The 14563-nt window shown below is 45.5% G+C and carries 9 protein-coding genes; 8 read left to right on the top strand and 1 reads right to left on the bottom strand.

The features are described 5' to 3' along the window. Positions 1 to 137: 137 nt before the first annotated feature. The 5 genes from AC0YN7_RS16305 to AC0YN7_RS16285 all read left to right on the top strand — a co-directional run bounded on the left by AC0YN7_RS16305 (position 138) and on the right by AC0YN7_RS16285 (position 7188). Positions 138 to 2519 carry a polyprenyl synthetase family protein gene (locus tag AC0YN7_RS16305; protein ID WP_475811076.1) on the top strand — a complete coding sequence of 794 codons (2382 nt, stop codon included), beginning with the start codon at positions 138 to 140 and terminating at the stop codon, positions 2517 to 2519. A gap of 351 nt (positions 2520 to 2870) precedes the next feature. After that, complete coding sequence (locus tag AC0YN7_RS16300; RefSeq protein WP_475811075.1) at positions 2871 to 3545, top strand: response regulator transcription factor; 675 nt, start codon at positions 2871 to 2873, stop codon at positions 3543 to 3545. Next, positions 3542 to 4909, top strand: coding sequence for a sensor histidine kinase (locus tag AC0YN7_RS16295; RefSeq protein WP_475811074.1), 1368 nt, complete (start codon positions 3542 to 3544; stop codon positions 4907 to 4909). The genes AC0YN7_RS16300 and AC0YN7_RS16295 overlap by 4 nt, the downstream gene beginning before the upstream one ends. A 226-nt stretch (positions 4910 to 5135) precedes the next feature. After that, complete coding sequence (locus AC0YN7_RS16290) at positions 5136 to 6143, top strand: alpha/beta hydrolase (protein ID WP_475811213.1); 1008 nt, start codon at positions 5136 to 5138, stop codon at positions 6141 to 6143. A gap of 61 nt (positions 6144 to 6204) precedes the next feature. Then, complete coding sequence (locus AC0YN7_RS16285; RefSeq protein ID WP_475811073.1) at positions 6205 to 7188, top strand: alpha/beta hydrolase; 984 nt, start codon at positions 6205 to 6207, stop codon at positions 7186 to 7188. Between the two features lie 224 nt (positions 7189 to 7412). On the opposite strand, the gene AC0YN7_RS16280 is transcribed toward AC0YN7_RS16285, so the two are convergent. Next, a complete protein-coding gene (locus AC0YN7_RS16280; protein ID WP_475811072.1) occupies positions 7413 to 8042 on the bottom strand; it encodes a YfbR-like 5'-deoxynucleotidase in 630 nt (209 codons plus the stop codon). A gap of 358 nt (positions 8043 to 8400) precedes the next feature. Between AC0YN7_RS16280 and AC0YN7_RS16275 the strand changes: the two genes are divergently transcribed. The 3 genes from AC0YN7_RS16275 to cydD are packed head-to-tail and all read left to right on the top strand — an operon-like array spanning position 8401 to position 14467. Further along, entirely contained in the window at positions 8401 to 9789 is a 1389-nt protein-coding gene (locus AC0YN7_RS16275; protein WP_475811071.1) for a cytochrome ubiquinol oxidase subunit I, read from the top strand. A gap of 30 nt (positions 9790 to 9819) precedes the next feature. After that, entirely contained in the window at positions 9820 to 10830 is a 1011-nt protein-coding gene (cydB, locus tag AC0YN7_RS16270) for a cytochrome d ubiquinol oxidase subunit II (protein ID WP_475811070.1), read from the top strand. Between the two features lie 10 nt (positions 10831 to 10840). After that, positions 10841 to 14467 carry a thiol reductant ABC exporter subunit CydD gene (gene cydD / locus AC0YN7_RS16265; RefSeq protein WP_475811069.1) on the top strand — a complete coding sequence of 1209 codons (3627 nt, stop codon included), beginning with the start codon at positions 10841 to 10843 and terminating at the stop codon, positions 14465 to 14467. Positions 14468 to 14563: the final 96 nt, after the last annotated feature.

The raw sequence follows: 14563 nt of genomic DNA, 5'->3' as shown, positions 1-14563 counted from the left end.
ATCTTTTTGGTTCGTATATGGTTATCGATGACCAAATCATAAATCGGATTGGCTACGCGATCGCAACCTGATAAGTCATTTCCCGTATTAGAAAGTATGAAATGAAATGGATTTGACGAAATTGAGGTATACACCATATGAATGAAGAATTAATAGTTGATGCCGATACCTGTTATCGGCTGGCTGAACAGAAGGCCGCGCGCTACTTTGCATCTCTTTATGAGCAGGTTATGGGTAAGAAGTATGTTCATGACCTGACAGAAGACATCCAACTCTGGAAACAAAATCATATCCATCGCGGGTCATGGCTCTCCTTTCTATCGCGAGTAAAGAAAAAATCGAATGCCGGGGATTATCATAGCCATATTCAATGGCTGAAACATACAGGTAAATTGGATGATTATCTAGATCGGAGCATCTCCTATATTTACATGAGGGATCTGGGCAAAGCCATGGATTCGCCTGATACACAGGCCAGGATTCAGCGTGTTGTTGCTGACGTTAAACATCGATTGATTCGTTCAACCAAAGCCAACCAGGGAAAACAACCGGAGTTTATAAGTTTAGTGGAACTTTATAGGTGGGCGCAGAAGGAAAACGTTGAGACCGCTGTGATCTGGGTGATAGATAAGCTTAGGAACGTAGCGGCCAATATTCCCGAGGGTATGAATGCCGAGCATGCTCAGCGCAAGCTGATTAAGATTATTATAGGCGTGGTCCTGCATGCGAGAGAAGAGATGAACGATGAACAATCGTCTGGGGAACGTGCCCGCAGACTTGATGAAGCGATCAGGCTCGGCTATTCTTATGGACTGACCTATCCGTTCATTGATGATCTTCTGGATGCGCAGGTCTTAACCGTTCAAGAGAAAGCACAATATTCTCAAATCATTCGGACCGCGCTTCGTACGGGATCGGTGCCGCAATTTGGCGAATGGACCGGAGAGAACAAAGCTATGATGCAGTATATACACGCAGAGCTGCAGGAAGCTTTTGAGTATATAAAGCATCATCAACGAGAGACGCAGCACCAGTTTTTCGAGCAGGCCTATGTTTTTTTTCACTCCCAGGAGTTGGACCGTGCAAAGGATTTATCCCATGCCGCATACACAAATGAAGAGCTTTATATTCCTATTATTTTAAAGTCAGCTTCTTCCCGCTTGATCGCCAAGTCCGTCATTCATGCTTCTCTGGACGAGAGTTTTGAGGCTCGAACCTTCTTTTATGGCATCTACAACCAGCTAGCTGATGATTTTGCGGATATGTTTGATGATTTAAAAGACGGCGCGGTAACGCCCTATACCTACTATTTAACGTACCGTGATCAGCGTTCGGATCTGATCAATCCCTTTGAATTATACTGGACGGTCATTTACTATCTGATCCATCAGGTGTATCATTCCGATGACAAGGCCCGCGAGGTGATTCTTAGTCGAGTCATCAACGGTCTAAAGCGCTGTAAAGCGCGAATCGGCGCTGAAGAGTACAACCGTATTATGGACATATTTGCTTCCGGAAATCCAACGTTCAATCGACTCGTCCAGCGGTTGGTTCAAAAAGCGGATGATGTGGATTTCTTCGACAAGTTGCTTCGGGATCAATTGATCGCTAATCTAAAAAACGAACGAAAGTTAAAAGAAGAATTTATCGAGACCATTAAAACGGCTCGCGAACAGATTAACAGCTCCCTGCAAATAGCTAAGATTGATGGAATTCCATCGATGAAAGAAACTTTGATCGATGCGGCAAATTACAGTCTGGCAGGAGACGGAAAACGTCTGCGTCCCGTATTGACCTGGGTCATGGGCGTACAAGAATATGGACTGCAGGCGACATCCATCGTGCCTTTATTGCGATCATTGGAGTATATGCATACTGCATCCCTCGTCTTCGATGATTTGCCGTCACAGGATAACGCGTCTATCCGTAGAGGGCGTTCAACGCTGCACCTTGTGCATAATAGCGCCACTGCGGAATTAACGGGTCTCTTTCTCATTCAGAAGGCGATTTCGGAGCAAGCGTCTCTGGATCAGTTCGATCCCAGAACCGTGCTTGCCCTAATACAATATTCGGCCCGAACGGCAGAAGAGCTGTGTATAGGCCAGGCGATGGATTTGAACTCCAAAGGAAAAGCAATGACGCCGGAACAATTGAATACGATCTGCTTCTATAAAACCGGAAAGGCCTTTGAGGCTGCTTTAGTTATGCCTGCCATTCTCGCGAAGGTTAACGAACGGGAGATCGCAATTTTAAAAACATTCGCTTATCATACGGGCATCGCATTTCAGATTCAGGACGACTTGCTTGATCTGGAAGGAGACGTACACTTGCTCGGAAAACCTGTTGGCCAGGATGCCTTGAACAACACTTCGACTTTCGTAACCATTCTGGGGCAGGAAGGCGCTAAGAAAGAGATGTGGCAGCACTACTGTCTTGCCATGGAAGCGTTGAAAGAGATGCCGCGCCGCACCGCATTCTTGCAGCATTTATTAAATTACATGATTAACCGAGACCGTTAAGCGCGCCGTTTGTGTTCACACTTATGGTATACTCCGGCGAATTGTGGTTTTGCACAGCCACGGTTCACCACCACCATGTTAATCCACAACCGCATGAGGTTGTGGATATTTGCTGTATATCGGACTCCAGGCTATAACATACTTTTATGTTGGAAACCTGGTCGATTGAGATCAGGTATTTTGGTTTATCTCTATACCTAAATGGTATGTCAATATTCGGGTACACCGTCCGTGTAACTCACGGGCTATTTTTGTTATGGCATGTAGTATCCGCGTTATTCAATGTTACAAATTTATTTATAGTATAATGTGATTACTATATGAGATGGAAAACAGGGAAAGAGGGAACGGATGCCTACTATACTGGTTGCTGACGACGATGCGAACATTCGCGAACTGGTCTGTTTATTTCTACGCAACGACGGATTCGAAACAGCTGAAGCCTCGGATGGCAAGGAAGCACTGGCCGTCTATGCCTCGACACATGTCGATCTTGTCGTGCTTGATATTATGATGCCGGTTATGGATGGTTGGGAGTTATGCAAGGAGCTCCGGAGAGCCAACCCTGATCTTCCGCTACTTATGCTGACTGCGAGAGGCGAAACATGGGAGAAAGTGAAAGGCTTCCAACTGGGAACGGATGATTATTTGACGAAACCATTCGATCCGTTGGAGCTGACGGCTCGCGTTAGGGCATTGCTGAAGCGATACCGGATTGGCTCCACGCAGACGATTCGGCTCGGCAACGTCATTCTTGATCGGCAGACCTATAAGGTGATGAGAGGGACGGAGTCACTCACGTTGCCGCTCAAGGAGTTTGAACTCCTTTATAAGCTCGCTGGAACACCTGGACAAATTTATACGCGAGAGCAGTTGATCGATCAAATTTGGGGGATCGATTACGCAGGCGATGATCGAACGATAGACGTACATGTTAAACGCCTGCGCGAACGGTTCGCGGCGACAACCGATTTTCATATCGAAACGGTTCGTGGGCTTGGGTACCGGCTTGAGGTGCACGAATGATCAAATCTTTATATACACGAGTAGTCCTGATCTTTCTAGTCTCCGTGATCGGGGGCACTATCATTGCTTTTTTTGTGGCAACTTGGGTATTTGAAGAAAAATTGAGTGAAAACTCGCAAATTCTCTTACGTAATTTTGGACAAGACATCGTCCGAATTTACGAGACAATTCCGTTACGTGAAGCGGACTCGCTCGTGAGTGGAATGAAGCAGCTCAATTCCTATCATATTCGAATTTACGATTCAACGGATCTGTTCCAGTCTTACGGAGCGCTTAACGGACACAAGCCTGCTACTGTAACGATGGAACAAGTAAAGAAGGTATTAGATGGAGAAGTTGTTCAAGTCAATACGAAGGGTGTCACTGTTGTCCTCATAGGATTGCCGTTGAAAACAGAAATGGGAACGAAAGCGATGTTTGTGGAGGCGCTCACCCCCCCGTCCACTTCTTTTGTCGTAAAGTGGGCATGGACTTTTGCATCCTATTCGTTGATTACAGGAAGCCTATTTATTCTAATTGCCTCCATGTTCCTAATAAGACCAATCAAAAAGCTGACAAAAGCGACTAGGCGGATAGCAGCTGGAGATTTCAACGTCAAGCTGAATATTAAGCAAACGGGTGAGCTAGGTACTTTGGCTCGCAGCTTCGAAGAAATGATGCACGATCTGCAGCAACTTGAGCAGATGCGTAGGGAATTCGTAACGAACGTGTCCCACGAAGTTCAGTCGCCACTCACCTCGATATCCGGCTATGCTATAGCGCTCAAGCAAGAAGACATCGCAGTTAATGAGCGAAGCCGTTATCTTGATATTATTATCACTGAAGCTGAGCGGATGTCCAAGATGAGCGATAGTCTGCTAAAGCTGAGTTTGCTTGAATCGCAGTCACAGCAGATGCGGCTGGTCACGCTCAGACTTGATGAACAGATAAGACGAGTGATCGTTGCAATCCAGCCGCAATGGTCTGCTCGCAACATCCATTTTGAGCTCAATTTGCCTACAGTTATTCTATCGGCTGATCAAGACCTGTTAAATCAGGTATGGACCAATATACTCGGCAATAGCATCAAATTTTCCAAGGATGGCGGCATTATTAAAGTCAGTATCAAACAAGATATCAAAAACGTGATCGTCCGAATATCCGACAGTGGCATTGGTATTTCCATAGGGGATCAGAAGCGTGTATTCGAGCGTTTTTTTAAGGCTGATCGTTCCCACAGTCGTAAATATGAAGGCAGCGGTATGGGACTTGCCATCGTTAAGCAGATCGTATCGCTTCATCAAGGTGACATCCGAGTGGAAAGTGAACCGGGCAGCGGAACGACCTTCATTGTCACTTTGCCCATGACAACTCCGACAGAGTAAGTAGATATAAATTGTATCATTCGTCTAAAAGCGTCTTCGTATTCTCCGTGCTGCGGCAACATGTGCAAGCTTTCTTGCATTTGATGCCGCAGCATTTTATTTTGCTCGTTCATATTCAGTTCATATTGACGTCACGTGGAGTACATCTTCGTCGTATAAGCTTTCTTTAGCGCCCAGATATGGCAGTCTAATATAGAGATAACGACAGGAGAAGATGTGAGTGGAAATACGAGAGGCAATCAAAAGGAAGTCGGACACGACAACAGGTGGTAAACCAGTTAGTAAGCTAAAAAAATTGCTTATTATTTTACTTAAAGTATTAGCAGTATTAGTTATAGCAATCGTTGTTTTTATAGCCATTGTTTTTGTTGTTGATAAGATCAGCACCAAATCAGAGGAAGGAAAAATAAAACCCTATGGTCAGTCTGTAAAGGTAGATGGGAAAAATATGAATGTTTTGATTCAAGGAGATGGCGAAGAAACAATCGTGCTGCTGCCTGGTCAAGGAACAGCGACACCAGCGCTTGATTTTAAGCCGCTAATTGATGAGCTGTCACCATTTTACAAAGTCGTCGTAGTTGAGCCTTTTGGTTATGGATTAAGTGATTTAACCGAAAAGGAACGAAACACAGAAAATATTGTAAGTGAAGTTCATGAAGCGCTGCAGACTCTTAATATTGACCGTTTTATTCTAATGGGTCACTCCATTACAGGAATTTACGGAATCGATTATGTGAACAAATATCCAGACGAAGTGAGTGCATTTGTCGGGATCGATACAAGTGTTCCAACGCAAGGCGGTATGGATGCTGAATTACCATTAGGAGCCTTTAAATTGTACAAAAAATCAGGTTTCGCCAGATTGACAATGAAATTTGGTGCTGACCCCTATGCTGCAATGCCATATGATGATGAAACAAAAGAACAAATGACTATGCTTACGCACAAAAACATGTTTAATAAGACCACTTTGAATGAATTAGAAAATCTTGGTTCTAATTTTAAAGCGGCTGAACATTTAACATTCCCAAACAATCTTCCTCTTCTTTTATTTGTACAATCAAATAATACAGCCAGGGAAGACTGGGTATCACTGCATGAAGAGCAAATAAAAGATTCTGTACATGGAAAAGTAATGACATATGAAGGAAGTCACTATTTACACCATACTAAATCAAAAGAAATCGCCGAAAACTTCAGGGTATTTATGGAACAAGTAAAACAAGGCAAGTAGATGATTTTTAAAGAGATGAAAACAGTAGAAGATGTGAGTGAAAGTACGGGAGGTAAAGAAATTGGAGTTGGATACAGCACCAAGTGAAAGGCCAGCTAGTAAGCTGAAAAAATTGCTTATCATTTTACTTAAAGTATTAGCAGTATTAGTTATAACAATCGTCGTTTTTATTGCCATTGTTTTTATCGTGAATAAGATCAGCAGCAAATCAGAGCAAGGAAAAATTGAACCCTATGGTCAGTCTGTAATGGTAGATGGGAAAAATATGAATGTGTTGATTCAAGGACAAGGCGAAGAAACAATCGTGCTATTGCCGGGTTATGGAACAGCAGCACCCGCTCTTGATTTTAAGTTACTACTAGATGAGCTAACACCTTTTTACAAAGTCGTCGTGATTGAGCCCTTTGGTTATGGATTAAGTGATCTAACCGAAAAGGAACGAACCACAGACAATATTGTAAGTGAAATTCATGAAGCGCTGCAGCGTCTTGATATTGACCGTTATATTTTAATGGGCCACTCCATTTCAGGAATTTACGGACTAGATTATGTGAACAAATATGAAGACGAAGTGAGTGCATTTGTCGGGCTCGACAGCAGTGTTCCAACGCTCAGCGAGAGGAAGATTGATTCTTCAATAATAGGAGTTCTTAAACTACTCAAAAAATCGGGTTTCGACAGATTACAAGTGAAACTAGGTGATGACCCCTATGCTGCACTACCATATGATGATAAAACAAAAGAACAATTGAGAATTCTTATACACAAAAACATGTATAATTCCAACACATTAAATGAAGCCGAAAATATGTATTTTAATTTTAGAGCAGCTGAAGATTTAACATTCCCAAAAAATCTTCCCGTTATTTTCTTTATACAAGCGAATCAACCAGCAACTGATAGATGGATACCAGAGCATGAAAAGCAAATAAAGGATTCTGTACACGGAAAAGTGGTGTTATTTGAAGCAGGGCATTATTTATATCGTACCCATTCAAAAGAAATCGCTGAAAACTTCAGGGTATTTATGGAAGGAATTAAATAAGAATGGCGGTGCAGGGTTTTCCTGTACCGTCATCCTTCAATTTGGTGAAAGCCACCAGACCTCCGAGTTCACTTTTGGCTAGCCTCGAAGCAGGAAATCCGGTACCCAGTCTGAATGAAGGCTGGGTTTTTCTGTGAAGTTGTAGTTATATTTTGAGACAGAATGTCATTGAGGATGTATTTGAGGAGTGGTAATGAGGTTGAAGTAGAAGGTTATAGTCGAAGTTACAGCTCTAAAGCTTCTTTTGTAATCTTTTGGATATCGACAGGACAATTGGAACTTTCCTTAACCATATCAGGTAATATATGCTCTAAAAAATAATCTACGCAATGCAGCTTTATTTTTTTGATTTTGACGAGTGCTTCGCGATACATAATTACAAATTCCTTCTCTGTGTTGCCTCTTTGCAATTCAGTAAGCGCCTCGTAGACTTGATCAAGCTTATCAGCCATTTCAAGAATTAGACCTTCGACGGAATCGTCCTTACCCTCACGCAGTTGCCTGAAAAAAATAGGCTTGAATTCCTCTGGAATATTTTCCTCTATAAAAAGAGCAATCATGCCTTCCTCTACCTGCTGCAGCATGCCGCGCAGTTCTAGTGAGTAATGCTTCACTGGTGTTTTAATATCTCCTATAAATATTTCACCATAATCATGGCTGCTAGTTATTTCGTAGAGCTTCTTCCAATCAATCGTGACACCATTGCGTTCCTCAATATCGGCCAATGTTTTAGCGTATTGTACAACCTTCCAGGAATGAGCGGATACGCTATGCTCTTCAAACTTAAATTTGCCTGGACAACGAATAATACGTTCGAGATCGTTAAGTGATTGAAAATACGTATGAATTCCCATGAATGTAGTTCCTTTCTATGTTTAATATTTAGTGTGATGTATTACAGTCAGTATAGAGCCTATTTGTTAATGGACGATTAATTTAAATAAGGTAATATATGAAAATAAAACTTAGCTTATCATTTTTAAGAGGGGAAGCTGTTCCCCTATTGATATAAGAAAGTATAAGTTTTCACCTAATACGGGGCTTATATTTCGCCGCGAAATGAGCTAGCTTACGCTGCGAAAGATGGCGAAGGCCGTTTGCACTTGTTTTGTCAGAAAAGGAAGTAAAAGTTCATAATGCGGGTGTGCAAAAAGTCACAGTAAACTGCAAAACAAGTAATTATACTTAATCCGAATGAAAGGAGTTGTTTTTGTGGAAGCAGTAGATTTGGCTAGATTACAGTTTGGTGTAACAACCGTATTTCACTTTCTGTTCGTTCCGTTGTCTGTTGGATTAGCGTATATAATCGCCTTCATGCAGACGATGTACGTAACCAAGAATGATGAAAAGTACAAACAGTTAGCAAAATTTTGGGGTCGTCTATTTCTTTTGAACTTTGCAGTTGGTGTCGTCACGGGTATTATGCAGGAGTTTCAGTTCGGTATGAACTGGGCGGATTTTTCTCGTTTCGTAGGCGCTGTATTCGGCGGCCCGCTTGCTGTTGAGGCGCTGGTTTCATTCTTCCTAGAATCTACTTTCCTTGGCATTTGGATTTTTGGCTGGGATCGTCTGTCGAAGAAGATGCATTTGGCGTGTATTTGGCTCGTAGCGATAGCGGCTACATTGTCGGCATTATGGATTTTAAGCGCGAACGCGTTCATGCAGGAGCCTGTTGGTTTCGAGATCGTGAACGGACGCGCGGAGATGACGAATTTCTTTGCCTTGCTTGGCAACAAGCAGCTGTGGGTTGAGTTCCCGCATGTTATTTTCGGAGCGCTTGCAACCGGCGCGTTTTTCGTAGTTGGAATTAGTGCTTATAAAATTATGCGTAAGCAGCAGGTAGACATGTTCAAGACATCCTTCTCCATTGGTATTGTCTTAGCGCTAATTTCAAGTATTTTAACGGCAACGGCTGGCCATTCGCAATCGCAGCACTTGATGAGCTCTCAGCCGATGAAGATGGCAGCTGCCGAAGCACTTTGGCATACAAGTGGAGAAAGCGCGCCATGGACGGTTATAGCTTCGATTGATCCAAAGGCGCAATCAAACGGCTTTCAAATAGAGATTCCTTACGCGCTAAGTATTCTAAGCTATAACAAACTTACCGGCAGTGTGCCAGGGATGCTGGAGTTGCAGGCTGAATATGAGCAGAAGTATGGACCAGGCGACTATATCCCTCCGGTACGGACGACTTTCTGGAGCTTCCGGGTCATGGTCGGGGCAGGAATGCTTATGATTCTTCTCGCTCTCTTCGGAACATGGTCGATCATTCGCAATAGCCTAGAAAAGTATCGCAAATATTTGAAGTTTATGGTCCCGGCGATTGCACTTCCTTTTATAGCAAATTCGGCAGGGTGGATTATGACTGAAGTTGGGCGTCAGCCGTGGGTTGTGTTCGGTTTGCAAAAGACGGGAGAAGGTGTATCCCCGTTAGTGTCACCGGGTATGGTCGCGACTAGCCTTATCGGCTTCACCCTTATTTATGGCATACTGGCTGCAGTCTTTATCTATTTGGTTGTACATTATACACGCAAGGGCGTGGAGGCGGATGAGCCGCATGTCAGCTCTAATGCCAAAGAGGAACATACCACGGCGATATGACGCCGAATTTAAATGCGGGAGGCAAGGGCTATGCTGGAATCCTTGTGGTTTTTTCTAATCGCCACGCTTTTTGTCGGATTTTTCTTTTTGGAAGGATTTGATTTTGGCGTTGGTATGCTGGCTCGGTTTCTTGGGAAAACAGATACCGAACGAAGAGTACTTATTAATACAATTGGTCCATTCTGGGACGGCAACGAAGTATGGCTGATCACTGCGGGTGGCGCGATGTTCGCGGCATTCCCGAATTGGTACGCAACGCTGTTCAGTGGATTTTATATGGCGCTGTTTCTTATGCTTATAGCGCTTATTGGACGAGGAGTTTCATTTGAGTTTCGGAGCAAGCTGATTAATCCGAAGTGGCGCGCCACCTGGGACTGGGTCATTTTTTTCGGAAGTCTGCTCCCGCCGCTGCTGTGGGGCGTAGCTTTAGCTAATCTGATGAGGGGTGTGCCGATTGACGAAAATATGAACTATATCGGTACGTTCTGGGATTTAATTTCGTTCTACTCTGTGATGGCGGGTGTCAGCATTGTACTTCTATTCCTGCTTCACGGCGCATTGTTTCTTTCATTGAAAACAGAAGGAGTGCTGCGTGACAGAGCGAGAGCGCTGGCGCTTCGAATTGGACCGCTGACTAGTGTGGTTCTGCTCGTCTTTGTCGTATTAAGTTATTTTGAGACCGATATGTTCACTGGCAAAGGAATTAATCCGGGTTCGGTACCGATTTTAGCTGGCTTCGCCTTGTTGTCCGTTCACTTCTTCCTCAAAGCAGGACGTGATGGCTGGGCATTCATCATGACGGGAGCAACAATTACACTATCTACGATTACCGTGTTCATGTGCTTGTATCCGAATGTAATGATTTCATCGTTAAATCCAGAGTGGTCGCTTACGATCTATAATGCCGCATCCAATACCTATACACTGAAAGTAATGACCTTCGTTGCCCTTACTATGGTTCCGATAGTTATCGCTTATCAAGCTTGGAACTATTGGGTGTTCCGCAAACGGGTCAGCATAAACGATCATTTGGATTACTAGGGTAAAACGCATGATAAAAAAATTATTCCAACAGGTACCTGGCAGCCGCAAGCTATTCGCAGCAAGTATCTTCTTTGGATCGGTGGGGGGCTTACTGCTAATCGCAGAAGCCTTATATCTCGCCGGAGTCGTGGATGGGGCATTCCTCCGCGGGAAAAGTCTGGACTCATTAATGCCAGCGTTATATATGCTGCTTGGCATTATCGCGTTCAGAGGGCTGCTGCATATGGCAAGCGACTATACGTCAGCCCAAATGGCGCAAAGCATTAAGAGCGACCTTCGTCTCCGTCTCGTACGAAAGCTTGCAGAATTAGGTCCTCAGTATGCGAAAGGTGAACGGAGCGGCGAGCTGCTCGGAACCGTATATGAAGGTGTCGAGCAGTTAGAAAACTATCTTGCGAAATATTTGCCGCAAATGGCGTTATCTATGTTCGTGCCTATGGCTGTGTTCTTCGTCGTGGCAGGGACAGACTGGATTTCGGCAGTCGTTTATATGATTACACTTCCGCTGCTGGTGCTGTTTATGATTCTGATTGGCAAAGCAGCTAAGAAAAAGACAGATCGACAGTTCAAAATGCTTGGCCGTCTTGGCGGGCATTTCCATGAAGTGCTCCGCGGACTGACAACTTTGAAAATGTTCAATCGCAGCCGTGCGCAGCTCGAAATTATTGGGAAGATAAGTGAGGAGCACCGTCGTTCGACGATGGGAACACTGCGGCTTGCCTTTATGTCTGCTTTTGCAATGGAGCTGTTCGCGACGTTAAGCACTGCTGTTATAGCTGTTTTTCTCGGCCTGCGTTTAGTGGAGGGGAAGATTGGATTTGAGCACGCGTTTTTGGTGCTGCTTCTTACGCCGGAGTTTTATGCTCCGGTGAGAGCGCTGGGCACGCAATTCCACGCGGGGATGAACGGAGTGACGGCCGCAGGCCGTATATTCGATATTCTCAATACAGAGCCGCGGGGATGGACGGAGAAAGAAGATGCGATAGTTCTGCCATCTCGGCCTAACGGCTACCGTATCGTCTTTGAAGGTGTCGGTGTTCAATATTCGGGTGAAGAACGGTATGCATTGTCGAATGTATGGCTGACGCTTGAACCGGGTGAGAGAGTCGCTGTAGTCGGACCGACAGGCTCGGGCAAAAGCACTTTGCTCGATTTGCTGCAGGGGTTCGTTAAACCTACAGAAGGACGAATTCTAATAGACGGTGTCGATATGTCGCTTATATCGATAGCTTGGTGGAGAAATGAGCAATCGGTGCTTTCGCAGCATGTTCATCTCTTCCAAGGGACGGTTCGCGACAATATAGGGTTAAGCCAGCCTGATGCGAGTGATGAGCAGATTAGTGCTGCCGCGCGAATTGCACAGGCAGACGCTTTTATCAAACAATTGCCGCTTGGATATGATACACCGCTTGGGGAGGCTCATCGTTTATCAGGCGGGCAGGCACAGCGGGTTGCAATAGCGAGAACCTTGCTGAGAGACGCGAGACTGATCCTACTGGATGAGCCGACCTCAGGACTCGATGCGATGCACCAACGGTCTGTAATCGAAGGTCTCAACGATTGGCTGCAAGGACGTATGTCTGTAACGGTAGCACATCGGCTCGAAACAGTACGCTCAGCGGATCGAGTAGTTATGCTGAGCGGGGGGCAGCTTGTCGAGACAGGGGCACCTGATGAATTGATCGCTGCCAGGGGATTATTCGCGCAGATGATACTAGCCGCTAACCCTGATAAGGGAAGTGAGCCGCGCTTATTGCCGCTGTTCAAGGAGGAACGAGAAGCTATCGTCCTGCCGCAGAGGATTGAGCACAATGAATCGCAAGCTGCTGACGCTCCAGCTAAAACAGGCAAAGGTCAACTCAAAACATTAACTCGACTCATTGGCTTGATTGGTCCATATAAGTGGAGAGCTCTACTCGCCATTATGCTTGGCTTCGCTACAGTCGCTGCAAATATTGGTCTGATGGGCACCTCGGGTCACTTGATCGCACAGGCTGCTCTGCGTCCGGAAAATATATTGCTGCTTTATGTTCCGATTGTGGGTGTTCGGTTTTTCGGTATTTCAAGAGGTGTGCTTCGATATTTGGAGCGACTGGCTTCCCATGATCTGACCTTCCGTATTCTTCACCGTATGCGGGTATGGTTGTATGGAAAACTGGAGCCGAAGGGCGTTCGGCTGTTTGAGAGCAAACGAAGCGGTGATGTGCTCGGCTCGGTAATAAGTGATGTGGATCAGCTGCAAAACTTTTATTTGCGAATCGTCGCTCCGCCGCTTGTGTTTGCCTTATCCTTAATACTCGGATTCCTGCTGATGGCTAGGCAGCATCTGGAGCTTGGCTTTCTGCTTGCCGGGATGATGCTTCTATCTGGGCTTGCTATTCCATGGATCAGCCACCGACTCGGCAAAAGCCACGGGAAAGCCTTGGTGCATGCACGTTCCAATATGTATGAAGAAACATCCGACTTGCTTGGTGGATTATCCACGCTGCTTAATTTCGGTCAAGCAGATAGCATGCGGCTGCGCATTGGACAAATTCAATCAAGGATCAATGCGACTCAGCGGAGTAATAACCGAATTACGGCCGTAACTGGCGGTATGATGGAAGGTATGACTCATCTGACGATGTGGCTAGTCTTGGTTACTGCTATTCCATTAGTAACTTCTGGAACTATAAGCGGAGCTGCTCTTCCCATGCTTGTGTTAATGGCGCTTGCTTGCTTCGAGGCGGTTGCGCCGTTGCCAGCATCATTCCAGCACTACGGGCAGATCATCGCTTCCGGAGAAAGACTGTTTAAGCTGGCGGACGAGGGCGAGGAGCAAGAGTCTCTAAGCCTGCGCTCCGTGGAAGAGCGGCCAGAGCAATGGACTGCGGCGGTAAAAGGACTTACGCTGGAGTATATGCCAGGCGGGCCTGCTGCTGTTCACGACGTTTCGTTGTCGCTCGCACAGGGCAGACAAATCGCGGTAGTAGGTGAAAGTGGCGCCGGCAAAAGCACGCTTCTGCAAGCATTGTTGAAGCTGCGTCCTTATCAAGAGGGCTCTATATCGATTAATGGCTCTGATCTCAGAGAATTGTCGGATGAATCCGTACGTGCCCAATTCGCGGTCGTCTCTCAGAACGTACAATTGTTTAACGCTACCGTAGCCGATAATTTACGTCTCGGCCAAGCTGATGCGACGCTGGAGGAGCTTCGAGCTGCCGCGCGCGTCGCTGAAATCGATGAAACGATCATGAGGCTGCCAAATGGCTATGATACGATTATCGGTGAATGGGGAGCGAAGCTATCCGGCGGCGAGCGGCAGCGAATCGCGCTAGCTCGGGCGTTAGTGCGCAAAGCGCCGGCGATCTTATTCGATGAGCCGGCAACGGGTCTCGATCCTCTGACCGAGCAGGCTTTTCATGTCAATATTGAACCGCTACTCCAAGAGAAGGCAGTCTTATGGATCACACATAGATTGTCGGGCTTGGAGCGGATGGATGAGATTATTGTGCTGCATAACGGCGCTGTCTGTGAACGCGGCCTGCACGAGGAGCTGCTAAAGCGGAAAGGATTGTATTGGCGGCTATGGCAGCTTGAGCGGGAGAAGGATTGTAACCACCGAGTGTATACGAACGTCCGTCTTTCGGGCTAATAAATGAAAAAGGCATCCAGAGGGTGCCTTTTTTGCATTTTCCCAAAGGATAAGTGCAGATAATGTCGAATTATATCAGAAATACATAAAATCCCT

The sequence above is a fragment of the Paenibacillus sp. J31R122 genome (assembly GCF_056269185.1).
Note: the sequence above shows the minus strand (reverse complement) of the source record. Positions and strands in the feature narration are given on the sequence as shown.

Excerpts from the sequence above, each read along its gene's own strand:
- AC0YN7_RS16305 (WP_475811076.1), top strand. The coding sequence starts at position 138 with ATGAATGAAGAATTAATAGTTGATGCCGATACCTGTTATCGGCTGGCT.
- cydB (WP_475811070.1), top strand. The coding sequence starts at position 9,820 with ATGCTGGAATCCTTGTGGTTTTTTCTAATCGCCACGCTTTTTGTCGGA.
- AC0YN7_RS16300 (WP_475811075.1), top strand. The coding sequence starts at position 2,871 with ATGCCTACTATACTGGTTGCTGACGACGATGCGAACATTCGCGAACTG.
- AC0YN7_RS16295 (WP_475811074.1), top strand. The coding sequence starts at position 3,542 with ATGATCAAATCTTTATATACACGAGTAGTCCTGATCTTTCTAGTCTCC.
- AC0YN7_RS16280 (WP_475811072.1), bottom strand. The coding sequence starts at position 8,042 with ATGGGAATTCATACGTATTTTCAATCACTTAACGATCTCGAACGTATT.
- cydD (WP_475811069.1), top strand. The coding sequence starts at position 10,841 with ATGATAAAAAAATTATTCCAACAGGTACCTGGCAGCCGCAAGCTATTC.